This is a genomic window from Bacillus coreaensis (assembly GCF_050586445.1).
GTDB classification, from domain to species: Bacteria; Bacillota; Bacilli; order Bacillales; family Cytobacillaceae; genus Robertmurraya_A; species Robertmurraya_A coreaensis.
In genome coordinates, this window is the sequence record NZ_JBOCCY010000010.1 from 121,077 (window position 1) to 147,160 (window position 26,084).

General features: G+C 38.3%; 24 protein-coding genes and 1 rRNA gene. 20 read left to right on the forward strand and 5 right to left on the reverse strand.

All coding sequences use genetic code 11. The features are described 5' to 3' along the window. The first annotated feature begins 170 nt into the window (after nucleotides 1–170). Nucleotides 171–1,265, forward strand: coding sequence for an A/G-specific adenine glycosylase (gene mutY / locus ACQ5H4_RS15890; RefSeq protein WP_430775982.1), 1,095 nt, complete (start codon nucleotides 171–173; stop codon nucleotides 1,263–1,265). 38 nt (nucleotides 1,266–1,303) lie between these two features. On the opposite strand, the gene ACQ5H4_RS15895 is transcribed toward mutY, so the two are convergent. Continuing rightward, on the reverse strand, nucleotides 1,304–1,528 hold the full coding sequence (locus ACQ5H4_RS15895; protein ID WP_251520240.1) for a hypothetical protein: 225 nt from the start codon (nucleotides 1,526–1,528) through the stop codon (nucleotides 1,304–1,306). Between the two features lie 105 nt (nucleotides 1,529–1,633). On the opposite strand from ACQ5H4_RS15895, the gene fabL reads away from it, so the two are divergent. The 10 genes from fabL to ACQ5H4_RS15945 all read left to right on the forward strand — a co-directional run bounded on the left by fabL (nucleotide 1,634) and on the right by ACQ5H4_RS15945 (nucleotide 11,741). Further along, the gene (gene fabL, locus ACQ5H4_RS15900) at nucleotides 1,634–2,383 is read left to right on the forward strand and encodes an enoyl-[acyl-carrier-protein] reductase FabL (protein WP_391559559.1); all 750 of its coding nucleotides are present in this window, start codon (nucleotides 1,634–1,636) and stop codon (nucleotides 2,381–2,383) included. Between the two features lie 75 nt (nucleotides 2,384–2,458). Beyond that, nucleotides 2,459–2,635 carry a gamma-type small acid-soluble spore protein gene (locus ACQ5H4_RS15905; RefSeq protein WP_430775983.1) on the forward strand — a complete coding sequence of 59 codons (177 nt, stop codon included), beginning with the start codon at nucleotides 2,459–2,461 and terminating at the stop codon, nucleotides 2,633–2,635. 441 nt (nucleotides 2,636–3,076) lie between these two features. After that, nucleotides 3,077–3,334, forward strand: a complete 258-nt coding sequence (locus ACQ5H4_RS15910) for a YgaB family protein (protein ID WP_430775984.1) — start codon at nucleotides 3,077–3,079, stop codon at nucleotides 3,332–3,334. 211 nt (nucleotides 3,335–3,545) lie between these two features. Further along, nucleotides 3,546–4,076 carry a nucleoside tri-diphosphate phosphatase gene (ntdP, locus tag ACQ5H4_RS15915; protein WP_119710494.1) on the forward strand — a complete coding sequence of 177 codons (531 nt, stop codon included), beginning with the start codon at nucleotides 3,546–3,548 and terminating at the stop codon, nucleotides 4,074–4,076. An 85-nt stretch (nucleotides 4,077–4,161) separates the two neighbouring features. Next, on the forward strand, nucleotides 4,162–5,910 hold the full coding sequence (locus ACQ5H4_RS15920; protein ID WP_430775985.1) for an ABC transporter ATP-binding protein: 1,749 nt from the start codon (nucleotides 4,162–4,164) through the stop codon (nucleotides 5,908–5,910). 213 nt (nucleotides 5,911–6,123) lie between these two features. Further along, complete coding sequence (locus ACQ5H4_RS15925; protein WP_430775986.1) at nucleotides 6,124–7,113, forward strand: ABC transporter ATP-binding protein; 990 nt, start codon at nucleotides 6,124–6,126, stop codon at nucleotides 7,111–7,113. Next, nucleotides 7,106–8,071, forward strand: a complete 966-nt coding sequence (locus tag ACQ5H4_RS15930) for an ABC transporter ATP-binding protein (protein ID WP_430775987.1) — start codon at nucleotides 7,106–7,108, stop codon at nucleotides 8,069–8,071. The genes ACQ5H4_RS15925 and ACQ5H4_RS15930 overlap by 8 nt, the downstream gene beginning before the upstream one ends. A 74-nt stretch (nucleotides 8,072–8,145) precedes the next feature. Beyond that, nucleotides 8,146–9,747, forward strand: a complete 1,602-nt coding sequence (locus tag ACQ5H4_RS15935) for an ABC transporter substrate-binding protein (RefSeq protein WP_430775988.1) — start codon at nucleotides 8,146–8,148, stop codon at nucleotides 9,745–9,747. A gap of 74 nt (nucleotides 9,748–9,821) precedes the next feature. Further along, nucleotides 9,822–10,826, forward strand: coding sequence for an ABC transporter permease (locus tag ACQ5H4_RS15940; protein ID WP_430775989.1), 1,005 nt, complete (start codon nucleotides 9,822–9,824; stop codon nucleotides 10,824–10,826). A gap of 18 nt (nucleotides 10,827–10,844) precedes the next feature. After that, nucleotides 10,845–11,741, forward strand: a complete 897-nt coding sequence (locus tag ACQ5H4_RS15945) for an ABC transporter permease (protein WP_119707034.1) — start codon at nucleotides 10,845–10,847, stop codon at nucleotides 11,739–11,741. 39 nt (nucleotides 11,742–11,780) lie between these two features. Here ACQ5H4_RS15945 and ACQ5H4_RS15950 read toward each other — a convergent pair whose 3' ends face one another. The 3 genes from ACQ5H4_RS15950 to ACQ5H4_RS15960 all read right to left on the reverse strand — a co-directional run bounded on the left by ACQ5H4_RS15950 (nucleotide 11,781) and on the right by ACQ5H4_RS15960 (nucleotide 19,221). Continuing rightward, on the reverse strand, nucleotides 11,781–12,863 hold the full coding sequence (locus ACQ5H4_RS15950) for an FUSC family protein (protein WP_430775990.1): 1,083 nt from the start codon (nucleotides 12,861–12,863) through the stop codon (nucleotides 11,781–11,783). 200 nt (nucleotides 12,864–13,063) lie between these two features. After that, complete coding sequence (locus ACQ5H4_RS15955; protein WP_430775991.1) at nucleotides 13,064–17,533, reverse strand: glutamate synthase-related protein; 4,470 nt, start codon at nucleotides 17,531–17,533, stop codon at nucleotides 13,064–13,066. A gap of 392 nt (nucleotides 17,534–17,925) precedes the next feature. Further along, nucleotides 17,926–19,221, reverse strand: coding sequence for a glutamate-1-semialdehyde 2,1-aminomutase (locus ACQ5H4_RS15960; RefSeq protein ID WP_430775992.1), 1,296 nt, complete (start codon nucleotides 19,219–19,221; stop codon nucleotides 17,926–17,928). Nucleotides 19,222–19,385: 164 nt separating this feature from the next. On the opposite strand from ACQ5H4_RS15960, the gene ACQ5H4_RS15965 reads away from it, so the two are divergent. The 7 genes from ACQ5H4_RS15965 to perR all read left to right on the forward strand — a co-directional run bounded on the left by ACQ5H4_RS15965 (nucleotide 19,386) and on the right by perR (nucleotide 24,310). Further along, the gene (locus ACQ5H4_RS15965; RefSeq protein ID WP_430775993.1) at nucleotides 19,386–20,393 is read left to right on the forward strand and encodes an ABC transporter ATP-binding protein; all 1,008 of its coding nucleotides are present in this window, start codon (nucleotides 19,386–19,388) and stop codon (nucleotides 20,391–20,393) included. Between the two features lies 1 nt (nucleotide 20,394). Further along, a complete protein-coding gene (locus tag ACQ5H4_RS15970; protein WP_430775994.1) occupies nucleotides 20,395–21,186 on the forward strand; it encodes an ABC transporter permease in 792 nt (263 codons plus the stop codon). A gap of 19 nt (nucleotides 21,187–21,205) precedes the next feature. After that, nucleotides 21,206–21,976 (forward strand): ABC transporter permease, encoded by a 771-nt coding sequence (locus tag ACQ5H4_RS15975; RefSeq protein WP_430776007.1) that lies wholly within the window; start codon nucleotides 21,206–21,208, stop codon nucleotides 21,974–21,976. A gap of 82 nt (nucleotides 21,977–22,058) precedes the next feature. After that, entirely contained in the window at nucleotides 22,059–22,469 is a 411-nt protein-coding gene (locus ACQ5H4_RS15980) for an ion channel (protein WP_430775995.1), read from the forward strand. A gap of 76 nt (nucleotides 22,470–22,545) precedes the next feature. After that, entirely contained in the window at nucleotides 22,546–23,016 is a 471-nt protein-coding gene (bcp, locus tag ACQ5H4_RS15985; RefSeq protein WP_430775996.1) for a thioredoxin-dependent thiol peroxidase, read from the forward strand. 198 nt (nucleotides 23,017–23,214) lie between these two features. Next, nucleotides 23,215–23,766, forward strand: coding sequence for a cob(I)yrinic acid a,c-diamide adenosyltransferase (locus ACQ5H4_RS15990; protein WP_430775997.1), 552 nt, complete (start codon nucleotides 23,215–23,217; stop codon nucleotides 23,764–23,766). Between the two features lie 103 nt (nucleotides 23,767–23,869). Then, nucleotides 23,870–24,310, forward strand: a complete 441-nt coding sequence (gene perR, locus ACQ5H4_RS15995) for a peroxide-responsive transcriptional repressor PerR (protein ID WP_119707042.1) — start codon at nucleotides 23,870–23,872, stop codon at nucleotides 24,308–24,310. 26 nt (nucleotides 24,311–24,336) lie between these two features. Here the strand turns inward: perR and ACQ5H4_RS16000 are convergent, their stop codons facing one another. Further along, nucleotides 24,337–24,699: a YgzB family protein gene (locus ACQ5H4_RS16000; protein ID WP_430775998.1), complete on the reverse strand. Its 363-nt coding sequence runs from the start codon at nucleotides 24,697–24,699 to the stop codon at nucleotides 24,337–24,339. Nucleotides 24,700–24,853: 154 nt separating this feature from the next. Here ACQ5H4_RS16000 and ACQ5H4_RS16005 point away from each other — a divergent pair, with 154 nt between their 5' ends. Together ACQ5H4_RS16005 and ACQ5H4_RS16010 are read left to right on the forward strand one after the other, a co-directional pair. Continuing rightward, entirely contained in the window at nucleotides 24,854–25,729 is an 876-nt protein-coding gene (locus ACQ5H4_RS16005) for a nucleotidyltransferase-like protein (RefSeq protein ID WP_430775999.1), read from the forward strand. A gap of 276 nt (nucleotides 25,730–26,005) precedes the next feature. After that, nucleotides 26,006–26,084: ribosomal RNA gene (locus ACQ5H4_RS16010) — 16S ribosomal RNA — on the forward strand; the annotation flags it as partial.

Here is a 26,084-nt window from a genome sequence, read left to right on the forward strand (position 1 = left end):
TAATTTTATCAATAATTTTCTTGTAAAAGTAGTGATAAATCGTTACTTTAAAGTAGTTGTAACATTTACTGTAAATCACGGTCCGAATTTTAAAATTTCGTAAAAAATGAATGGGATAAGCTATTATATGCCCTTAGTATGTACTTGTTTAAATTTTTGGAGGCAAAAAAATGTCTAATTCTTTAAAAAACGTTACAAATATAAATAAGGAAGAATTTCAAAAGGATTTAATCAGCTGGTTTGAGAGAGAGCAAAGAGACCTTCCTTGGCGGAAAGACCAAGATCCTTACAAAGTCTGGGTATCAGAGATTATGCTTCAGCAAACAAGGGTTGATACAGTTATTCCGTATTTTAACCGATTTATTACAGAGTTCCCTACAATTGAAGCATTATCTAATGCTGATGAAGAAAAAGTATTAAAGGCTTGGGAAGGGTTAGGTTATTACTCTAGAGTCCGTAATCTTCAATCAGCGGTTCGAGAGGTTCATGAGCAGTATGGAGGAAAAGTACCAAATACACCAAAGGAAATTTCTAGCTTAAAAGGTGTCGGCCCCTATACGGCAGGAGCTATTCTATCCATAGCCTATGGAGTACCAGAACCAGCCGTCGATGGAAACGTAATGCGAGTATTTTCCAGGATTCTTTCGATTTGGGATGATATTGCAAAAGCATCCAGTAGAAAAGTATTCGAGGAAGCTGTTCGTGCCTTTATTTCACATGAAAACCCATCTTATTTCAACCAAGCATTAATGGAGCTAGGCGCATTAATTTGTACCCCAACTTCACCATCGTGCTTGCTCTGTCCGGTCCGTGAGCACTGTCATGCCTTCGAGGAAGGAACTCAAAACGAATTACCTGTTAAAACAAAGGCGAAAAAACAACGAAAGGTTCAACTTGCAGCGGTTGTTCTGAAAGATGCTGAGGGACGAACCGTTATTCAAAAGCGTCCTTCATCCGGTTTGCTTGCGAATTTATGGCAGTTTCCAAACGTCGAAATCCATCTTCCTGTTTTAGGAGATAGAGAACAGTTAGTATCTAATCTTAAGGAAGAATATGAAATTCTATGTGATATAGGGGAGCTTGTCGGCCATATTGAACATGTCTTTTCTCATCTTGTATGGAATATTAATGTGTATGAAGGAACCTTATTAGCACCTATCACAACATCTGATACTTTGAAGCTTGTTGACCAGGATGAAATAGAAGGCTTTGCCTTTCCGGTTTCCCATCAGAAAATGCTGCGTCAATTTTATAAAAAAGAGTAAACGCCACTAGCTTGTGGCGTTTTTTCTTCCGCTTATCTTTAGTCGTAAGAAATCCTAGTTCCATGCGTCCAGTCGGCTTCATTTCGATGAAGCCCACCTCGCCCTTCGATTTCCTTAATAATCTCTCGATGGATGGTTACACCTTCTGAATTTAAATATGGCATAATTTGTTGAAGCGAGTGATGGAAAAAAGCTAGCTCTTCATTTTTCCAATCCGTTTTTGGTATCATTGAGAGTTCAGTCATATCTCGACCTACATACATTGTCTCACACATCCTCTATTTTTCTTATAGATGTATTGTGGTAATCTTATTTGTGAACTATTCATATAAAAGAGAAATTATCAGAAAGTGAAGGGAAATGTACATATGACAAATAAAGTTGCACTAATTACAGGAAGTAGTAGAGGGATTGGAAAAGCAACTGCCCTACGATTAGCAAAAGAAGGATACGATATTGTCGTTAACTATGCTCGCAGCAAAAAAGCGGCACTAGAAACTGCAGCAGAAATTGAGGCACTTGGTAGAAAGGCATTGGTTGTTAAAGCAAACGTAGGCGATGTTAGTAAAATCAAAACCATGTTTGAAGAAATTGATGCTCATTTTGGAAGACTCGATATATTTGTAAGTAATGCCGCTTCAGGTGTTCTTCGCCCAGCCATGGAACTTGAAGAATCTCACTGGGAATGGACAATGAATATTAATAGCAAGGCACTCTTATTTTGTGCACAGGAAGCAGCAAAACTGATGGAGAAAAATGATGGAGGAAAAATTGTGAGTATTAGCTCACTTGGATCCATTCGCTATTTGGAAAATTACACAACTGTTGGTGTATCAAAGGCAGCTCTTGAAGCACTTACGCGTTATTTAGCTGTGGAACTAGCACCAAAGAACATTCGAGTGAACGCTGTTTCAGGCGGGGCAATTGATACAGAGGCACTTCTTCATTTTCCAAATCGCGAAGAAATGTTGGAAGAAGCAAGACAAAAAACACCTGCTGGGAGAATGGTTGAAATTGATGATATGGTAAACACGATCATGTTCTTGTTAAGTGATGGTTCCGATATGATTCGTGGCCAAACGATTATCGTTGATGGAGGAATTTCTCTTTTAGTGTAGTAAAAATTGGAAAAAAATTCTTTGGGATAGACCCATCACCTCTTGGATAAATTAATCTCTGTGGAGGTGATTACAATGGCAAAGCAACCAAACAAAACTCAATCTGGAACTAACGTTCAAGAAGTGAGACAACAAAACGCTGCATCAGCTGGACAAGGCCAATACGGTACTGAGTTCGCTAGCGAAACTAACGCACAAGAAGTAAGACAACAAAACGCTCAAGCTGAATCTCGCAAGGGCCAAAACTCTTAATATTAACCACAATAAGGTGCTCTTTCTAATCGGAAAGAGCACCTTATTTATTTTAAGAGCTTCCGCTTTTCGGTGTTCAGCTCCAGCGCCCAGCAACTAGTGTACTTCGATCTTCTCCCTACGATAAGTCAACATCGAATCGCTTGCGCTCTCCGTGTTTCCTTTATCTCAGTCGAAGCTCTCCAGTCCATACGTTGCTAAACGGGCGCTTCCGCTTTTCTGTGTCCAGCTCCAGCGCCTAGCCCCTCGAGGTCATAAGCCAAATCCCTCCAGAAGGCAGGCCTTCCTACGTGATTCGTCTTATGCTTGTCGGGGCTAAACAAGGCGCTTCCTCTTTTCGGTGTTCGACAAAACTTCTGATAGGTCTACATAACTAGTCAAAGGAAACTCATGAACCTTACCGAATAGTATATATATCGAAAAAGAAGGCGGTGGGCAAAGGTGAGTGATTTTTCACGATTAGTTGGTGAACAAATGGCTACAATGGAAAAGCTACTATACATACAAACAGAGCTTGAACGCTGTCAAGAAATTGAAGATGAATTGAAACTGCTGCAAAAGCATGCGAATTTGGAAAGTATTCAGGATGAGATTCAGCAAATGAAGCAGGATTTGCGGGAAATTCATCATATTTTCGAAAGGCAAACGGAGGAGCTTATTCGCTCATATCAGGAAGCAGAAATAGCTTTGAAAAGATAAAAAGAGAAAAATTAACACAATTCAACTAATTTTATACGTAAATTATAAAGCCTTTGAGAAATTTCAAGGGCTCTTTGTTTTAAATTCGATGTTTTACCGTTATAATAGTAGAAAACAGGAAATGTTCTTTGTAACCTTTTGAGGAAAACTTTTATTATATTAGCATTTTTTAGGTTTCGGGAGCGTTCGATTAATGAAAGTAGGGAGAAAAATGGGCGTACCCATGGAAGGTGAACCGATCCAAATACATAGTTACAAACATAATGGTCACATCCATCGAGTATGGGAGGAGACTACCGTATTAAAGGGAACGCAAGGATTAGTCATTGGTGGAAATGACCGTACCATCGTAACTGAATCGGATGGAAGAACATGGATAACTAGAGAACCAGCAATTTGTTATTTCCATTCTCAATACTGGTTTAATGTCATCGGAATGATACGTGAAGATGGAGTGTATTATTATTGCAACATAAGCTCCCCATTTATTTTTGATGGAGAAGCATTAAAATACATTGACTATGACCTTGATATTAAAGTGTTTCCTGATATGACTTTTAATCTGTTAGACGAGGATGAGTACGAGCGTCATCGTATTGAGATGAACTACCCGGAAGTCATTGATAAAATTCTTCGCGCAAATGTGGACAACCTGATTAGTTGGATTCGTCAGCGAAAAGGACCCTTTGCACCTGATTTTATTGATACATGGTACGAAAGATATTTAACATACAGACGGTAATCATTTAACGAAAGAAAACGCCTGTTGTCACTAGTTGCAACAGGTTTTTCTTTATGTAAGTAAGAGCTGAATGGAGGGTGTCAGGATGAGTAGCATTCGAAGGTATTTACACTTTGTAAAACCTTATCGATTACAAATCATCGGGACAATCATTATTGGAATCATTAAGTTTGTCATACCGCTATTAATTCCGATTTTAATCAAATATGTCCTAGATGATATCGTTGGTAATCAAACATTATCGGCAGAAGAAAAAACGAGTAAGCTATTTATGATCATGGCCATTATGATGGTAATTTTTGTTGTCGCAAGACCGCCAATTGAATACTATCGACAATACTATGCCCAATGGGTTGCTAGTAAGATTTTATACGATATAAGAGACAAGTTGTACACGCATATTCAAAAATTGAGTTTTAAATTTTATTCAAATAACAAAGCGGGAGAAGTTATCTCACGTGTGATTAATGACGTGGAGCAAACAAAAACATTTGTCATTACCGGACTAATGAATTTATGGCTTGATATGGCCACAATAGCAATAGCGATCATCTTAATGATGATGATGGATGTTAAGTTAACACTTGTTTCACTTGTTTTGTTTCCTTTTTACGCCTTTTCCGTAAAGTATTTTTTCGGTAATTTACGGGGACTTACCAGAAAAAGGTCTCAGGCTCTTGCTGAAGTACAAAGCTTTCTCCATGAGAGAGTTCAAGGAATGTCAGTTATTAAAAGCTTTGCAGTAGAAGACTATGAACAGGACCGTTTTGATAAGCAAAATAGGAATTTTCTTATAAAAGCGCTAGACCATACAAAGTGGAATGCAAAAGCCTTTGCAGTTGTAAATACGATAACAGACATCGCTCCGCTCATTGTGATCGGATATTCAGGGTATCAGGTTGTTCAAGGAGATCTTTCTATTGGAGAAATGGTGGCGTTTATTGCATATATTGATCGTTTGTACAATCCGTTACGAAGATTGGTTAATTCGTCCACGACATTAACACAATCTATTGCTTCCATGGATCGTGTGTTTGAATTTGTGGATGAAAAATATGATATTGATGATTCACCGGATGCAGTTGAATGTACCAATGTGGTTGGAAATGTCCACTTCCAAAATGTCTATTTTCGATACAATAAGAATGAACAAGATATATTAAAAAACATAAATCTCGAAGTAACACCAGGGGAGACCATTGCACTCGTAGGTATGAGTGGTGGAGGTAAATCCTCTTTAATTAGCTTAATTCCTAGGTTTTATGATGTGACAGGTGGAGCAATTTATTTAGATGGACAAGATATCCGTTCCTTACAAGTCCGTTCACTAAGAGATAAAATTGGAATGGTGTTACAAGATAGTATTTTGTTTAGTGATTCAGTTAAAGAGAATATTTTACTAGCTAAACCTGGAGCTACAGATGAAGAGGTACTTGCAGCTGCCAAGGCAGCGAATGCTCACGAATTTATCATGAACCTACCAGAAGGGTACGAAACAAAGGTCGGTGAAAGAGGCGTCAAGCTTTCGGGTGGGCAAAAGCAACGGATTGCAATTGCTAGAGTATTTATTAAAAACCCGCCAATTCTTGTAATGGATGAGGCCACTTCGGCTTTAGATTTAGAAAGTGAAGCATTAATTCAAGAGGCTTTTGAGAAGCTTGCAAAGGACCGAACAACCTTTATTGTTGCTCACCGATTGTCTACAATCACTCATGCAGACCGAATAGTCTTGATAGAAAATGGGGAGATTTCTGAAATCGGGAAGCATGAAGAACTGATGAAAAAGCAAGGGAATTACTATAAATTATTCCAAATTCAACAATTGGAGCATTAATATCACCCCCGAGGGAGAAACCTTCGGGGGCTTTTTGTCATTTCTTCTATGAGGTATTCATATGATAGAGAGTATGGCAAGAAAAAATTACTATGTTAACATATTATTCTAAAAATTAGTAAGATTGAGAAAAAGTTGTAGACTTACCAGTATTTATAGAATAAAATGAAAAAAAAGAATGAATTGAATATTCAGTAAGAGAGGAGTAACTTTGTGAGTCAAACTCCAGTATTAGATGTAAAACAGCTCCAGACGACCTTCTTTTCCTCAGATGGAGAGATTCCTGCTGTTGACCAAATCAGCTTCTCGGTAAATAAGGGAGAGATTCTGGGGATTGTTGGTGAATCAGGATGTGGAAAAAGCGTGACTTCCTTGTCGATTATGAAGCTCATTCCACAGCCGCCAGGGAAAATAACAAATGGTGAGATCTGGTTAAATGGTGAAAATCTTGTTCAAGCTTCTGAGAAAAGGATGCGTGAAATAAGAGGAAATGAAGTAGCAATGATTTTCCAAGAGCCGATGACTTCCCTTAATCCGCTTTTTACAATAGGAAATCAATTAATAGAAGGAGTTCGAATACATAAGAAAATGAATAAAAAAGAAGCACGAAGCGAAGCGATCCAGATGTTAAAGCTAGTTGGACTTCCTCGTGCTGAACAAATAATCGATGAATACCCTCATCAGCTATCAGGTGGCATGAGACAGCGTGTCATGATTGCGATGGCCCTTTCCTGTCACCCACGACTATTAATCGCCGACGAGCCGACAACCGCATTGGATGTTACAATACAGGCGCAAATTCTAGCGTTAATGAAGGATTTGAACGAAAAACTGGATACAGCAATTGTCATGATTACTCATGATCTAGGAGTAGTCGCAGACCTTTGTCAGCGAGTTATTGTCATGTATGCGGGGAAAATTGTTGAGGAAGCAGAAGTAAGAGATATATTCAAAAATCCAAAGCATCCATACACGATGGGACTATTACAATCAGTACCAGATGTTAGAGAGAAACAGGAGCGGCTTTATTCCATTCCTGGGAACGTTCCGAAGCCTGGATCCATACAAAAAGGATGTCGTTTCGCAGCCCGCTGCGATAAGGCACACGATCGTTGTTACATCGAGGATCCGAAACTCTATCAATTGGGTAATGGTCAGAGTGTAAGATGCTTCCTCCATGAAGGAGTTGTTGCTCATGACTGATGTTTTATTGAAAGTGGATAATCTAAAAAAATATTTTCCTATTACAGGAGGCTTGTTTGGAAAAACAGTCGGCCATGTAAAAGCAGTTGATGATGTTAGTTTTTATGTTCGAAAGGGAGAAACGCTCGGTCTTGTTGGTGAATCTGGTTGTGGTAAATCAACAACTGGCCGTGTATTAATGCGTTTGCTAGAGGCGACAGAGGGAAAGGTTGTCTTTGAGGATCAAGAATTAACAAGTCTTAATTCAAATGCCATGAGAAAAATGAGAAAAGAAATTCAAATGGTTTTTCAGGACCCTTTTGCCTCTCTTAACCCTCGACATACGGTTGAAAAGATTCTCGAAGAACCGCTTATCGTTCATGGAATTGGTGATAAGGAAGAGCGGAAGAGAAGAGTGAGAGAAATGCTTGAGGTGGTTGGTTTGAGCAGCTACCATGCGAAGAGATATCCGCATCAATTCAGCGGTGGTCAAAGGCAACGGATTGGAATTGCTCGTGCATTAATGACCAAACCAAAACTTATTATTGCTGATGAACCTGTTTCAGCACTTGATGTATCCATTCAATCACAGGTGTTAAACCTTCTTGAGGATCTGCAAAAGGACTTTGGTTTAACCTATATCTTTATTGCTCATGATCTTGGAGTAGTCAAACATATTAGTGATCGGGTAGGAGTTATGTATTTAGGTAGATTAGTAGAGATTACTGAATCAGAGAAGCTTTACGAAAAGCCTCTCCATCCGTATACGAGGGCTTTACTTGATTCCATTCCCATTCCTGATCCTGATATTAAAAAGGATCGGGAGCTTTTAAGCGGAGATCTCCCAAGCCCATCTAACCCTCCACTGGGTTGTGCGTTTCACACACGCTGCAGGGATTGTATGGATATTTGTAAAACAACAAGACCCGAAATGAAAGAAGTCGAACCTGGTCACTTTGCCGCATGTCACCTTTACTAAAAAAGTGATTTAAGGCATGGATGATAAATAAAAAAAGAGAGTAGTGAACTCTCAGATTAAGAGGGGGAAAAACATTGAAAAAACGTACTAGTCTTATGTTCCTTGCTTTTATCCTTATGCTTTCATTAGCATTGGTCGGATGTAGTAGCAAGAACACAGCTAATGAGTCTACTTCAGAGGGAGAAGGTTCAGAAAGCGAGGAAGCTGCGGTTGATACATTAGTTTTTGGACGTGGTGGCGATTCGGTTTCACTAGACCCAGCTACTGCTACTGACGGTGAATCTTTTAAAGTAACAAAGAACATTTTTGAAACTTTGATTGAATTCGGAGAACAAGACACTGAACTTGCTCCAGGATTAGCAACAGAGTGGTCAAATAGTGAAGATGGATTAACTTATACATTAAAGCTACGTGAAGGGATCAAGTTCCATGACGGAACAGATTTTAACGCAGAAGCTGTTAAGTTTAACTTTGACCGCTGGGCAAGTGGTGATAAAGAACAATACTATTACTATAACTCTCAATTCGGTGATCGTATCAAAGAAGTGAAAGTGGTAGATGACTACACAGTTGAATTTGTTCTTAATTCTCCATTAGCACCATTTTATAAAAACTTAGCTATGAGTCCATTCGCGATTGCGAGCCCTGCTGCAATTGAAGAATATGGCGATAAGTTCATGGAAAATCCAGTTGGAACAGGTCCATTCGTATTTAAAGAGTGGAAGCGTAATGACAAAATTACAATCGTAAAAAATGAAGAATACTGGCAAGAAGGATTACCGAAGCTTAGCCAAGTTATTTTCCGTGCGATTCCTGATAATTCTGCACGATTAAATGCATTATCTTCAGGTGAAGTGGACCTAATTGATGGTGTAAACTTCTCGGATGTTGGAACAATTGAGGCAAATGCCGATTTACAAACATTCTACCGTCCATCTTTAAACATTGCTTACCTTGGTTTAACAAGTACACGTGGTCCGTTAAAGGAAAAATTAGTTCGCCAAGCGCTTAACTATGCTGTAGACAAAGAAGCTCTTATTGATGCATTCTACGCAGGAGCTGCGGAACCTGCGAAGAACCCAATGCCTCCAGTTGTTGCTGGGTACAATGACGATGTAGTTGATTATGAGTATGATCCTGAAAAAGCGAAAGAACTTTTAAAAGAAGCTGGCTATGAAGATGGATTTGAAATGGAGCTTTGGGCTATGCCTGTAGCAAGACCTTATATGCCAGATGGCCAAAAGGTTGCAGAAGCACTACAAGCTAACTTCGAAGCAATCGGAGTAAAAGCTAAAATTGTTACTTATGAGTGGGGTACTTATTTAGACAAGGCTCGCCTTGGAGAAGCAGATACATTCCTACTTGGCTGGACAGGTGACAATGGTGATGCTGATAACTTCTTATATGTATTACTTGACCAAGACAGCATCGGAAGCAATAACTACTCTTATTATCAAAACCAAGAAGTTCACGATCTATTGGTAGCAGCACAATCTACAGCTGACCAAGCTGAGCGTGAGAAGCTTTATAAAGAAGCTCAAGTATTAATTAAAGAAGATGCTCCATGGATTCCACTGGTACACTCACAACCAGCTTTAGCAGGAAAAGCGAATATTACTGGCTTCCTTCCGCATCCAACTGGTTCTGATATTCTTTCTACGGTTGAATTCAAATAATGTATGAGGAAAAGGGAGTGGAGTTTCGCTCCCTTTTTTCACTCTACTCACCCTAAATTGAAGCGAGGTGGACTATGCTTACTTATACAGTAAAACGTTTATTTTCCTTGATTCCAGTTCTTCTTGGCTTATCATTAGTTGTCTTTTTTATGATTCGAGCGATACCGGGTGATCCTGCTCAGTTAATTCTAGGTCAGCTTGCAACTAAGGAGGCAGTTGAGGCATTAACGAAACAATTGGGACTTGATCAGCCATGGTTCGTTCAGTATTTTCATTATCTAGGAAACTTGTTAACAGGAGATCTGGGTGAGTCAATTCGAACAAAAGCTCCTATTTCTGAAGAAATGATCCCTTATTTAATGGCCACCATTGAGCTTTCCTTCTGTGCGATGTTAATAGCAGTTGTGATTGGAGTTAATGCAGGAATCATCAGTGCATGGTTCCAAAATTCATGGTTTGACTATGTAGCCATGGTATTAGCACTAATTGGTGTATCCATGCCGATCTTTTGGCTTGGTTTAATGGAACAATGGGTATTTGCTATAAATTTAGATTGGCTTCCAACTTCGGGCAGGGAAGAAGTAAGAAATCCGGTTACTGCTATAACTAATATTTATATTATTGATACCATCATTCAAGGGAGAACTGATCAGCTTGTTGAGGTTATTAAACATCTTGTTCTTCCTAGCATCGCGTTAGCCACAATTCCAATGGCAATCATTGCAAGAATCACGCGTTCAACCATGCTTGAAGTTATGCGTTCAGATTTTATCCGTACGGCACGTGCAAAAGGATTAAAGATGTTTTGGGTTGTGTACAAGCATTCATTAAAAAATGCTATCATTCCAGTTTTGACCATAATTGGACTACAAACAGGGCTATTATTAGGTGGTGCGATACTTACAGAAACAATATTTAGTTGGCCGGGAATTGGTCGTTATATTTATGAAGCGATTGGTTACCGTGACTATCCGGTAGTGCAGTCTGGAGTACTAGTTATTGCTTTTATATTTGTCATGATTAACTTAGTCATCGACTTATTATATGCAGCAATAGATCCTCGAATTAAGTACCATTAATTGAAAGGAGGGGCTTTAATGGAACTTTCTACACAAAAAAATGATCAGCCCATTATTGGAACAGACGAGAAGGTTGTTTCACCCTGGCTGGAAGCTTGGATCAGTTTTAAAAAGAATAAGCTTGCAGTAATTGGAGCGTTCATAGTTATCTTCTTTATTTTGGTCGCCATCTTTGCACCTTTAATCGCACCATATACGTTTAAGGAACAAATGCTGTCTAACCGTTTGTTACCACCATCGAGTGATCATTGGTTCGGAACGGATGATTTTGGTCGTGATATTTTCTCAAGAGTTGTATATGGGGCAAGAATCTCCTTATGGGTCGGCTTTTTAGCCGTTTTAGGATCGATCGTCGTTGGTTGTTTACTAGGAATATTAGCAGGATATTATGGTAAGTGGGTTGATACGATTATCTCAAGAACATTTGATATTATGCTAGCTTTCCCAAGTATTCTACTAGCAATTGCAATCGTGGCTGTTCTTGGTCCATCTTTACGTAATGCACTAATTGCCATTGCCATTATCAATATTCCGAACTTTGGCCGTTTAATTCGATCAAGAGTATTAACGGTTAAGCAGGAAGAATATATTATGGCAGCAAAAGCTGTGGGAATGAAAAACTCCCGTATTTTATTTCATCACGTGTTGCCGAATAGTATGGCTCCAATCATTGTACAAGGAACATTAGCTATAGCAACTGCAATTATTGAAGCTGCAGCATTAGGTTTTTTAGGACTTGGAGCGGAGGCACCAAACCCAGAATGGGGGAAAATGCTTGCGGATGCAAGAACATTTCTAATACAAGCACCGTGGACAATGATTTTCCCTGGGCTTGCCATCATGTTGACCGTTCTTGGATTTAACTTAATGGGGGATGGTTTACGAGACGCACTAGATCCTCGAATGAAGAACTAACAAAAAGCAGCTGATAAAAATCAGCTGCTTTTTCCTATATTAATCTTGAATTTCCTCGAATTTCACTTCGTTGACTTCTTTATGATACGAATGGAAGCTGTTAACAAGAACGTCAAGATGCTCTAAAGTTTCGTCGTACTCTACCATTGCGGAAACAACTTGCATCGTATGAAAAAAGACATTGTCGTTTTCGTGCTCATTTAGTTTATCTTGTTGAGAAAGAAATAAATTAAATAAGTCTTTTCTATTCAAACAGAAGTTGCCAACCTCATGATTTGGTGGCATTTTTCCCTTACCGGCAAATCGATACATGATTTGTTCATGAGAATCAATTAAACAATCAAGTTGCTGCTGAAGTTCTAGTTTAAACTCTTCTGGTAGCTGAGAAAGTTCATTTTCATAACGATGAAGCCTTTTTAACACATTGAGTGCTCGTTTGGTTGTCGAAATCATTTGACGATAAATGACAAGCTTCCGTGCCTTAACAATATCATTCTTCTTAAAATAATTTCGATCTTCTTTATATAAAATATATAATTGTTCGAGTTTGATCACCATATCTTTTAATTTTTCAATATCATTCTTTAGCAAATGATGATCGGAGGCATTCCTCGTGTTCATTCGTATCCAGCGAGTGATTTCATCCATCATATTTGATATTTTAAAGAACAGCTTATTTTCGTATTTAGGTGGTAGGAATACTAAATTAACAATAAAGGCAGCAAAAATACCAAGCATAATGGTAGAAAAACGAATAATCGCGAATTCAATAAATGTATCACTAGGGTTTTCCATAATTGCGATAATGGTAACAAGTGCAAGTGGAATGGTTTTTTCTATATTTAATTTAAGATTGATAAGAATGACAATAATAGCTGCTAGGCCAATGATAACTATGTTATTTCCAAGTGTTAAAACAAATAATACGGCAATAACGGCACCAATTAAATTCCCTTGTGCTTGTTCAATAATCGTTAAATAAGATCGGTATACGGTGGGTTGTAAAGCAAAAATTGCAGCAATTCCAGCGAAAACAGGGGAAGGTAATTGGAAAACCTCCGCAAGAAACAAAGATAAAACAATTGCAATTCCCGTCTTTAGAATGCGGGCGCCAAGCTTCATAAGTAAATAATTCCTTTCTACTACTGATAAGTTTTAATAACAATAATGTACTATACAGTGATTAAAATGTAAGTTCAAGGGTTATTTATATGATTTTTTATATATTTTATGTTTTTTATGCAATATTATTTTGTAAGCTTTTATTACACAAAAAAATGCCCACAAAAAGGGGCATTTTTTTGTACAAGCTCTTTTAAAAATCACTCTGTAGAAACAGATGGATCTGCTTGCTCTTTAACTGGTATTGCTTGAACGAAGTGCTGTTCAGGTTGCTTTAAAAGTTCTGCAAGTTGATTAGCTTCTGCTTCTTGACCTTGCTCATGAAGCAATGCAACATATTGACCTAATAGATCCTTGATATCTTGCTTGCCTTCTTCTGTTAAATTAGTGATGGAGACTTTAGCACCTTTAGCAATTCTTCGTTGTAACGCATCTTTTGATAAGCCCATTTCTGGTTGATGTCTTAAGTAAACAACTCCACCAGTCATACCTGCACAAATCCATGGTCCTGGATCACCTAGAACAAGGCCGCGGCCATTTGTCATGTATTCAAAGGCAAATCCTTTAATATTTGCTCTTGCTCCAATATTTCCATTTTCAACAGTTGGAATTGGTTTCGTTACTTGACCGCCGATAATAATATCAGCACCAGATAGACGAATTCCCGCACGAGCATCGGCGTTTCCTTGTGCAACTAATAGACCATGCTGTGCTCCGTATCCAAATCCTTTACCAACAGAACCATTCAAGTACTTGCCGTTTTTCCCTTGAGCTTTAAAGATAAGGATTTTTCCACCAACAGATGTCTTTCCTGTACCGTCTTGTGCGCCACCGTTCACTTCAATACTGATTCCATCGCTGTTATAAGCACCTAAGCCATTTCCAGGGATAGAGCCTTTCTTGTACTTCAATTGAACAGGAGGAAGGTTGCGGTATGATCCGTCTAAGCGACCACGAACGCGGTGACAAGATACTCGGCTACCTAATACTCTTTGTTCAGATGTAACACTATGGAACTCACGAGATTGGTGTAACTCATCAACACTTGCATCTAAATACTCTGCACCAACTGCAACTTGAAGCTGCTTTTCTTCGGCAGTAGCAGCTGCTTCTTTATGATGAAGTTGACCAATTTCAAGTGGCTTTAATAAATAAGTTAAGTTCAGTTGATCTTGACCCTTTGATTGTTCAAGTAGGTCAGAGCGACCAACGATGTCTTGAAGATTTTTCACTCCAAGTGATGCAGTAAGCTCCTTCAGCTCATTGGCAAATGCTGTGTAGAAGTTTACGATCGCTTGAACTGCTAAATCAGACTGTCTTGGAACGAAACGTCTTAAACCATGTTCTTTAGCTTGTGCTTCGGAATCGATTTGAGTCGCAATTCCAACGTGACATGTATCTAGATGACATCCACGGCAAGTGGTACATCCGATAGCAATCATAGACAGTGTTCCGAAACCAATACGGTTAGCTCCAAGAAGCATTACCTTAATAACGTCTTGAACACTCTTAATTCCACCGTCAGCCCAAAGCTCTACATGATCTCTTAGTCCTGCTTCAAGAAGAGCATTATGAGCTGCTTTAACACCGATTTCCACTGGAAGACCAACGTGTTGAAGGGCGTGAATTCTAGCTGCACCTGTTCCGCCGTCAAATCCACTTAAGGTAATAATATCTGCACCAGCTTTTGCGATACCAACTGCGATTGTTCCGATGTTTGGTACAACAGGAACTTTTACAGCCACTTTTGCTTTGTCATTAGCTGTTTTTAATTCATGAATCATTTGTGCCAAATCTTCAATTGAATAAATATCATGGTTATTAGAAGGTGAGATTAAGTCAGAACCGATCGTTGCATTACGTGCTTCAGCAATTTTCGCAGTTACCTTTGATCCAGGTAAGTGACCACCTTCACCAGGCTTCGCGCCTTGGCCAATTTTAATTTCAAGTAGGTTAGAAGAGTTTAATAATTCAGCATTAACTCCGAAACGACCGGAAGCTACTTGCTGTCCACGTGTACGTGGATATTTACCAAGCATATCCTTAATCTCTCCGCCCTCACCATTTAAGCTAACCATGTTAAGTCGATCTGCCCCTTCAGCATAAGCGCGGAAAGCAATCTCGTTTTGAGAACCGAAAGACATAGAAGCGATAACGAATGGAAGATCATGATCTCCTACTTTTAAGCTAACATCTGCTGCTTTTACAGATGACTTTACTTTCTTTAAACTTGTTAAGTGACGAATCGTTACTGGATTCTGCTCTTCTTGCTCAGAGATTTTCTCCTTTAATGGAGTGTAGTCTCCAGTGGAAGCAACTTCTCCAATTGCTTTCCAAATACGCGGGAAGAGGTTGAATGTTTTTCCGATTCTTTCCTTTTCATTATGGTAGTCAGTGGCTCTTGCAATGGCATCTTCTTTTAGTGTTTCAAAATTATGCACGGAATGCACAGAACCAAAGAAATTAACGACTTTAAGTGCATTTGCGATTTCATCGTGTAATCCGATAGCTGAGAACAAACGGCTATATCCACGTAGCTCATGGATACCAATAGTAGAAATTACTTTCTCTAGTCCTTTTGTAAGGGCAGAGTATAAGTTAACCAATGGTTTTGTTGACTCATCTAATACAGTGATAAACATATAGTAAGGACTAATTAAATCTGCTCCAAAACCAAATGCAACAATCACATCATGTAAAGAACGGATAGCAGCAGAACGAAGGAGAAGGGAACAATTTCTTCTAACCTCTGCTTTTACAAGTGCTTGATCAATAGCTGACGTTGCCAAATGAGGATCAAGCCAGAACTGACCATCATGATGTGCATGGTTATCGTCAAGGACTAGAAGTGTTTTTCCGCTATTTACAGCCTCAACAGCTTCTGTTTGTAGTCGAGATAAAGCTTCAGCAACTGTCTCATCAGCCTTAATAGTTGTTGAAATATAAGCTACAAGCTTTTGTTGTCCAAAATGATTCGTTAATTGATCATAGCTAGGTTGATTCAGTTCTTTACTAATCTCATAACCAGCTGATCCTTCTATTAAAATAGGAGTAGTTAATTCTACTACATTCCCTTTTTTATTATTTTCGAATAAAGAAGGTCTTTGGCCGATGATTACGCGAGTTGAGAAGTGTTCTGTTTCACGATCACGGTCGATTGCTGGATTCGTAACAACCGCTACGCTCTCTTTAATATAGTCAGCCAGATTTTTACGATCAGGATTTAAAGAAGCTAATGGTGAGTCATGCCCTAAAGAACGGATAGGTTCAACACCTTTTTCCGCCATCTGTTCTACTAACTGAACGTGGTCACGCTCCCAGCCAAATGCTTTGTATTGTCCGTTGTGTAATTTTGTTGGGTAGTTCATTGATACATTTTTCTCAAGAGCTGGTGTTTCAAGACGTAGTCTTGCATCCTTAATGTCGCAACGACTAGAAAATCTTTCGTATACAGCAGCTTGGTAATCATCATGCTCATAAAGCTTTAATGTGTCGCCATCCCACTTGAAACCTACTTTTTCACCTGGTGCTAATGGCTTTGGTTCGTTTACGTATTCACTTGATGGAATGATTCCTGGTTCTGAAGAGAACAGGTATGATGTTTCTGTCTCAAGCATCCAAAGTGGACGTAATCCAAGGGCATCAACACTAAATGCTGCTTCGTCACCAAAACGAGAGATAATACCAGCAGGTCCTTGTGCGAAATGTCCCCACGCCTCACGCATATAAGTATATAAATCTTGTAAATGTTCAGGGTATGATTTGATTTCGTTCACGATTGGAGGGAAGACTAGGTCCAGCGCCTCAAATAATGAGTAACCATCACGACAAATCAATGTTTCAAGTGTTCTACTTAAGTCTTGTGAGTCACTACCATCTTTTACAAGAGGTACACCGATTAAACGAGCTTCGTCTCTTAGCTTAGCAATGGTGTTGATTTCTCCATTGTGTCCAAGAACACTGAAAGGCTGAACACGGAAAAAGCTAGACAACGTATTAGTGGAGTAACGGTTGTGTCCAAGTGTCATAGTAGAAGCAACAATAGGATTTGCTAAGTCAGCATAGTACTTCGGAAGAATATCACCTGCACCCATTACCTTATAAACAGCATGATATTGGCTTAACGAAGCTACATGTACATTTTCATTTTTCTCAAAATCGATAGTCATGTTAAAAAGCTTGTTAGAAAGCTCTTGGCCGGAAACATCTGCTAAAGCAGCAAACTGCCAGAACACAGGATTTTCTTGAATCGCAATAGGTCCTAGTGCAGAAGAATTTGTTACTTCATCTGATTCAAAAACAATAGTAAAATTAGAATCTTTTAATTTTGCAATCAAGTCTGTTTTAATTTCTTCAGGAGTGTGTTTACTGCTAATGAAGATATGACCTACAACAAAGTTGTCATTGTCAACGATGCTTTGGTCAGCTCCCGCATTTGTTAGCTTTTCTTTCCACAATGCTTTAGGGATATCAATGTGAATCCCTACTCCATCGCCTTCTCCGTTAATAAATCCTGCTCGGTGATTCATGGTGACAAGTGCATTGATACAATTAAAGATATTCTCTTTTGTAGGCTTATTTGATTTTTCTAAGCTAGATACAATACCGCATGCATCATGCTCTTCGCGGTAGAATTCTTTAAATAAAGAAGGGGTCCATTGTTCTGTCATACTTTTCGGCTAATCGGGAATGCTCTGTCCCTCAAAAGCCGTTTCACCTCCTGATCAAAGATCTATTTGTTAAGAATGAATTTAAAAAATCACGGATACAAACGTTGGTTTAGCAAGTCAGTGTTTAAAGGTTGGGGTTAATACCTTGATCTTTACCTTCTTTGGGAAGTGTCACTGGCTGCAAGAAAGGTCGAACATAAAACAAAATTGTTTAATTTATGATATCATATGAATTTTCAGAAATCAATTAAATATGCAAAAAGTTGGATAGGGAAAAAGGAAAAAATATTGGAAATTAAGAGTCTTACACTAGCAATGGAAGCGTTTTCATAATGTAAATAGAAAAAAACGGAACCTTTGTAAAGTTCCGTAATGTATAAAAACATGAATAATTATTCGTTCTTTAATAGCTCGAAGGCATTGTTAACCGCATGAAGGGTTGCCTCAATATCGTCTTGTGTATGGGCGATCGTAATAAACCATGCTTCATACTTAGAAGGTGCAAGGTTGATTCCTTGATGAAGCATATGCTTGAAAAATCTCCCGAACATCTCACCGTCGGTGTTTTCAGCCTGTTCGTAATTAATAACCTTTTCGTCCGTGAAATAAATCGTTAATGCCCCTTTTAAACGGTTAATGGAGATGGAGATGTTGTGTTCCTTCGCTGCTTGTGAAATACCTTCCTCGAGCAAGGCGCCTAATCCGTCTAAATATTCATACACTCCATCTTGTTTTAACACTTCTAGACAAGCTATGCCTGAAAGAATGGAGGCGGGGTTACCTGCCATTGTACCAGCTTGGTAAGCAGGACCTAGGGGGGCAACCTTTTCCATAATTTCTTTTTTACCTCCATATGCGCCGATTGGAAGCCCACCACCAATAATTTTCCCTAATGCTGTTAAATCAGGTTGGATTCCTAATAGATCTTGTGCGCCGCCATACATAAAACGGAAGGCAGTAATTACTTCATCGTAGATTACAAGAGCGCCTGCTGCATGAGTCAGATCATTCACTTGCTGTAGAAATCCTTCTACTGGTTCAACAATTCCAAAGTTACCGACGATCGGCTCAACTAGAACGGCAGCAATTTCATCACCCCATTTTTCTAAAGCTGCCTTAAATGGTTCTATATCATTAAATGGAACAGTAATGACTTCTTGAGCTATTGATTTTGGTACACCCGCTGAATCCGGAGTGCCTAGAGTAGATGGTCCTGACCCTGCAGCGACAAGAACAAGATCGGAGTGTCCATGATAACAACCAGCAAACTTAATAATTTTATCTCTCCCTGTATAAGCACGAGCAACACGGATGGTCGTCATAACTGCTTCAGTCCCAGAATTGACAAATCGAACTTTTTCTAAGTTGGGCATTGCCTCTTGAAGCATTTTTGCAAACTTTACCTCATGAGGAGTAGGTGTTCCGTATAGTACACCAGATTCAGCTGCTCTTTTTATTGCTTCTGTAATATGTGGGTGTGCATGTCCAGTGATAATGGGACCGTAAGCTGCTAAATAATCAATGTATTGATTGCCATCAACGTCCCAGAAATAAGCACCGTTTGCTCTTTCCATAACGACTGGTGCACCGCCTCCGACGGCTTTATAGGAGCGGGAGGGACTATTCACCCCGCCAACAATAACCTCTAATGCTTCATTATGTAATCGTTCAGAATTCGTAAATTGCATGTTTCTCCTCCTAGTTAAATCGAATGACCTTATTTTAGCATGTTTTTGTCCTTTTTCCCTTATGTACAACTATAGCGAATTTTTTCTCTAAGTGTATTTGGTTGAGAAGAGATAGTGGTTTGGGTACACTAAGATTTGTGTTTGATAGATATGGAGGAAACAAGATGAAAAATGCTATTGAAGTACATGGATTAAGAAAAGAATTTAAATCGTATTCTTCACGTTCGGGTCTTAAGGGAGCGTTTAGAGACTTATTTTCGAGAAATTATAAAGTGCTTCGTGCGGTAAATGATGTTAGCTTTTCCGTTAAGCAAGGAGAAATGGTTGGGTATATCGGTGAGAACGGAGCTGGTAAATCAACCACAATTAAAATGTTAACAGGTATATTAACACCAACTGCAGGTGATGTGGTAGTAAATGGGATGAATCCTCATAAAGAACGGGAGGCTTTTGTACAGACAATTGGTGTAGTATTTGGACAGCGCTCACAGCTTTGGTGGGATATTGCGGTCCAAGAGTCCTTTCGTTTATTAAAAAAGGTTTATAAAGTTTCCGATGAAGAGTATGACCGCCACATGGGGCATGTCATCCGAACACTGGATATTGAACCACTTCTGGATAAGCCTGTTCGAAAGTTATCGTTAGGCCAACGGATGCGCTGTGAGCTTGCTGCTGCTCTCATACATAATCCACCGCTATTATTCTTAGACGAACCAACCATCGGACTTGATGTGCTCGTAAAACTAAAAATTCGTGATTTCTTAAAGGAAATAAATGAAAAATATAATACGACCATCCTGTTAACTACACATGATTTAACGGATATTGAAGCGCTTTGTGACCGTGTCGTTATGCTTGATGAAGGAAATATTATTTACGATGGAGCTTTGAAAAACTTAAAGGAAACATGGGGTGAAGGAAAAGAGGTTCAATTTCAATTTTTAGAGAGTGTTGAGCTTTCGGTCTTAGAGAAGGTAACTCGTGAGCTACCTGTTAAATGGGAGATAGAAGAAAAAGAGCAGCTTTTTACTGCCTATACGACCGATGAAGCGAATGCGGTCTCGGATTTGATTGCCACAGTTATTTCTTCCTTTCAAATAAAAGATGTGAAGATTATGGAGGTTTCTACTGAAGAAATTATCCGTAAGATTTATGAGAAAGGTGAAGTATAGTATGGAAAAGTATATTGAGATGATACGAATAAGATTCTTAATGATGTTAGCGTACCGTACTAATTATTACACAGGTATCTTAATTTATAGTATTAATATCGGTGCCTATTATTTTTTATGGAAGGCTATTTATGGGGGCAAGGAGACGATTGAGGGCTTATCGGTTCTCCAAATGACTACCTATGTGGCGGTCGCTTGGATGGCACGGGCGTTTTATTTTAATAATATTGACCGAGAAATGGCTATGGAAATTAAGGAAGGAAAGGTAGCTGTTGAATTAATTCGACCTTATAATTACTTAACGATGAAGACCATGCAGGGGCTAGGCGAGGGGATTTTCCGTTTGTTTTTCTTTTCTGTTCCTGGAATGCTTATCGTTTCATTGATCTTTCCCATTCGTTTTTCAGCAGATATGTACACGTGGGCACTCTTTTTTGTTTCCATTGTCTTAAGCTTTTTAATAAATACCCAAATCAATTTATTAACAGGAATGACTACTTTTTTCTTATTTAATAATACAGGTCTCATACGAGCAAAGCGGGTAATTATTGATTTGTTTTCTGGACTTTTATTACCGCTCAGTTTTTTTCCTCAGGGAATTCAAGAGGTACTTAAGTTTCTTCCGTTTCAAGGAATCAGTTATGTACCAAGCATGATATTTACGAATGGTTTCTCGTTTAGTGAGACCATACAAGCAATAATGCTACAAGGTATGTGGGTGTTAATTTTAATCGTTCCGATACAGGCTCTTTGGATATTAGCCAAGAAAATGCTTGTCATCCAAGGAGGGTAATAGAGTGTTTTATTTGCAAATGCTTTCACAGTATATTGGACAATATTTGAAAACTAGGCTTCAATATCGTTCAGATCTTGTTGTTGAGCTAGTGTCAGATTTGCTTTTTCAAGCGGTAAATTTAATTTTCATTATTGTTGTTTTTGGTCATACCGATTTTTTAAACGGCTGGAGTCGGGATGAAATTATCTTTATTTATGGCTTCTTTCTCGTGCCATTTGCATTATTTTCTTCCTTCTTTAATATTTGGGATTTTAACGAGCGATATATAGTGAAAGGCGAGTTGGATAGAATCTTAACTCGACCTATACACAGCCTGTTTCAAATTGTTCTAGAACGAATGGAATTGGAATCTTTATTCGGTGCGATTACAGGTTTTGTGGTTATGGCATACGCTGGTGCCCGGCTCGGACTTTCTATCAATTGGTACGATCCGTTTTTGTTCTTAGTTTTTGTAATAGGTGGAGCTCTAGTCTATGCAGGTGTTTTTATTCTTATCGCCTGTATCAGCTTTTGGGCAGATGCTAGAACATCGATTATGCCAATGATGTACAACATTGGGAATTATGGAAGATACCCAGTAGATATTTATAACACGGTAATCCGCTTTGTGCTCACATGGATCCTTCCTTTTGCATTTGTCGGAGTTTACCCAGCAGCGTTTTTCTTAAGAAGAGAAGAATGGTATGTGTATTCCTTTTTGACCCCTGTTATTGGAGTTGTGTTTTTTACCATATCCGTATTTGTGTGGAATGAGGGAGTTAAAAGATATCGAGGAGCTGGGAACTAAAGAACGTGTACATGCAGTCATAACATAATTAAGAGGCGCGTATAGTAAAATGAGGGAGTTCATTTGAAAAGAGGATAGGAATATGATATTTACTCTGTCTTTACTAATTATTTTCGTGTGTCTTTTTATGAGCCTAAGACTGCTATTTGTCCCGAATAAAATAAAAGGGAAACAGGTTTCCTTCGAAAATTTTCTCTTTCTTGCCTTTATTTACGCAACAGTAACCATTGGTTTTGGCTTGTTATATCTATTATTAGAAATACATGGTCACGATGTATTGCTTGAAACGAACCAAGCAGGTAACTCCTTTCATTATATAGAGAGATTAGCAACAAGTATTTATTTTAGTGCGATTACCCTCTTCTCGGTTGGGTATGGTGATATATCACCAGTTGGTATTGCAAGGGGGATAGCGGTGTTTCAAGCTCTGATAGGGTATACAATTCCTGCTGCCTTTGTAGCAAGAGCAGTTATTGATATGGAAAAGAACTAATTATACCCCCTCCAAAGTTGTATTTTGTTTGTAAGTTAGATAGGCTAACTGTATACAGAATATTGGAGGGGTATATATGGATGTAATAGGAAAAGTAGCTCCGGATATAGCATTGCCTGCAAGCAATGGGAAGGCGATTCGTCTTTCAGATTTTAAGGGGAAGAATATTGTGTTGTATTTTTACCCAAAGGATATGACGCCAGGCTGTACATCACAAGCATGTGATTTTCGAGATCAGCATGAAAGCTTTGCTAACTTGAACGCTGTTATTATTGGGGTAAGTACAGATCCGATGAGTAGACATGAAAAATTTATTGATAAATATGATCTTCCCTTTTTATTATTAGCAGACGAAGAACAAAAGTTGTCAGAAGCATTTGGTGTATGGAAATTAAAAAAGAACTTTGGCAAAGAATACATGGGCATTGAGCGATCAACCTTTATTCTTAATGAAGAAGGAATCGTAGTGAAGGAATGGAGAAAAGTGTCTGTGAAAGGTCATGTGGAACAGGCATTACAATTCTTAAAAGAAAAAATTACTGCCTAATTTTCTTTTTAAAGGCTATTGTCCATTCAAATAAACAAGTAGTGAATACATTATATTAGGGCATACCTCCTCAGATACTTTTTAACAGGCTAATCATAGCCTGTTTTTTTTATGTGTGTGCTAGTCATTCTTTTGAATAAATTGAAATATCAACTACATACATATAGTAATAAGAGGAATTAACTAAAGAGGTGGGGTATGAAAATCTATACAAGATCAGGCGATAAAGGAAAAACATCTTTGCTTTATGGTGAGCGTGTAAAGAAAAGTGACCAAAGAGTGGAAGCGTATGGAACATGTGATGAAGCCAACTCGGCGATTGGTCTTGCTTTAAGTCTTTTGGTTCTAGATGATCAAGAAGCAGAGAAGGATATAAAAGAAACACTTAGTCATATACAAACGACTCTGTTTTATGTGGGAGCTGAGCTTGCAACACCAATAGGAAAGAAAGTGACGAGCACAGTAACGGAAGAACATGTAAGGGAACTTGAGGTGTGTATTGATCGGTGGGAAGAGAAGCTAAAAGAATTAAAAAATTTTATTTTGCCAGGGGGGAATTCTGCGGCCGCAGCCCTTCATTTGGCACGGACAATTGTAAGGCGGGCAGAAAGATGTGCAGTCAATATTGAACAAGTAAACCCGATGATAATTGCCTATTTAAATCGCCTATCTGATTTGTTATTTGTAGCAGGAAGATATGTAAATAGGCAAAAGGGGATAAATGATGTACTAGTAAAAGTGCAAGAATAAATATTTATCATTTACACGGCAGGAATATTGACAAAGTATAACACATATTAGTACACTAATTGTAAATATTATAAAGTAATAATTTTTACTAGGAAAGAGGTGCATGGCGGTGTCGCATCAATTGAAAGAAGCACTTGACACATTAAAAGAAACTGGAGTCCGTATTACTCCCCAACGTCATGCGATACTTGAATATTTAATAAACTCCATGTCACACCCGACTGCTGATGATATTTATAAAGCTCTTGAAGGAAAATTCCCTAATATGAGTGTGGCTACAGTTTACAATAATTTACGAGTATTCCGCGAGGTTGGACTTGTAAAAGAACTTACTTACGGTGATGCATCCAGTAGGTTCGATTTTATTACAACCCATCATTATCATGTGATCTGTGAAAAGTGTGGAAAGATCGTTGATTTCCACTATCCGGGTCTTGATGAAGTAGAACAATTAGCATCTCATGTTACAGGATTTAAAGTAAGTCACCATCGAATGGAGATTTACGGAACTTGTCCAGATTGCGCTATTAAAGAAGCTCATTAAGCGGAAAAGATGGAAAAAAAGCTGACTCACATGTCAGCTTTTTTGCTGTTTTTACGGTTATATTTTTCATCAAATTCCTTGCCGGTTAAGCTCGGGTCAAGAGTAAGTGGCTCGTTACAATACATGCACATATCTACTCGCCCTAATACCTTAGTTGTTTTCTGGCAATTCGGACAAACTACCTGAACGGTCTTCGTAGATAACATTCCAATCCAGAAATATACAACGGTGCTTGCAATAATTGATAAAAGCCCTAGAAGCATAAAGAAAGTCATAACTAAGGGAGCCGTTCTGAAGAAGATTCCTATATACATAATAATGAATCCAATAAAAATTAAGCTTAGAGCAAAAGTACGAATTTTATTGATTTTGCTAGAGTATTTACCCATTTTTATTCCCTCCTAAAAGCTAAATATATCATACCATTATTGATGAGATAAATATATAATAAGGAGGTTCGTGTCGAAATTTGACTTTTTATTTTGAAGGAGTTTCATGTTCGACGTCGAAATTATAGCCTATCAAGAATTGGGAGGAATTCCTATGGAAGACTTTCTCCGTCCTTTATATCAGGAACGGGCAAGCCAAGCTAATACACTTGGTGTTTTATTTATAGAGAAAAAACAAAAATCCATTCCTACTACAGATACGTTTGATGCTGTTTTACTTATTGTTGTAAAGGAAGCGGAACAAGCGGTTTTTATTAAACATTACACCTATGAAAATAAAAAAGCTGCATTACATGTTGTAACAGAAGCGCAAATTAATGAATGGATTCTTCTTGGTACAAATCGTAAAATCTTTGACTGGTTTTATAACGGGAAAATTCAATTCGATCGTAATGAGTACCTTCATAACTTGAAAAAAGAGCTTATGGAATTCCCTTTCTATGGTAGAAAGGTAAAGATGGGACTCGAGTTTGCAAGATTGATTCGTCGCTATATGGATGGGAAAGCGTTCTTCGAAAATAAACATCATTTAGATGCATATAATCATGTAGTTCACTCTCTTCATCATTTAGCAAGACTTGCTGTAATCGAAAACGGCTTTCATCCTGAAGTGACTGTTTGGCATCAGGTGAAACAAATTGAACCGGAAATTTTTAAATTGTATTCAGAGTTAGTAACGAGTGAAGAATCAATTGAAAAAAGGCTTGAACTATTGTTTTTAGCCAGTGAGTTTCTTATTCATTCAAGAACAAAAGTAGGCATTATGCATCTTCAAGAGGTGTTAGAGCAAAAGGACGTCTGGGCGTTCCAAGAAATCTTAAGTCATGATGAGCTGAGAGAATACTCGGTAGATTTAAGTATGTTATTAGAGTACTTAATAGAAAAAGGATATATTGAGGTTGTTAATCAGGAAACAAAGGGACAAGGTGTTTTTCATAGATATTATAAAGTTGCTGAAAAATTATCGTAAAAAAATATCACTTTTTTATTGACCTGAGATGGGATTCTTGTTATATTAATATCCGTCGCTACGAAATGTCGTTTAAATGGCTTTGTAGTTGACGGAAATGTTTTTATAAAACAGTGTTGACATGATATTAACGCTGTGATATATTAATAAAGTCGCCTCTGAGCGAGATGGTAATAATTGTTCTTTGAAAACTAAACAAATCATACGTCAACAAAAATGATTAGTGTTGAAATACACACTAGCCAACGTTTTAACTTTAAGAGCTAATCTTACTCTTTATTGGAGAGTTTGATCCTGGCTCAGGACGAACGCTGGCGGCGTGCCTAATACATGCAAGTCGAGCGGATCTTTGGGA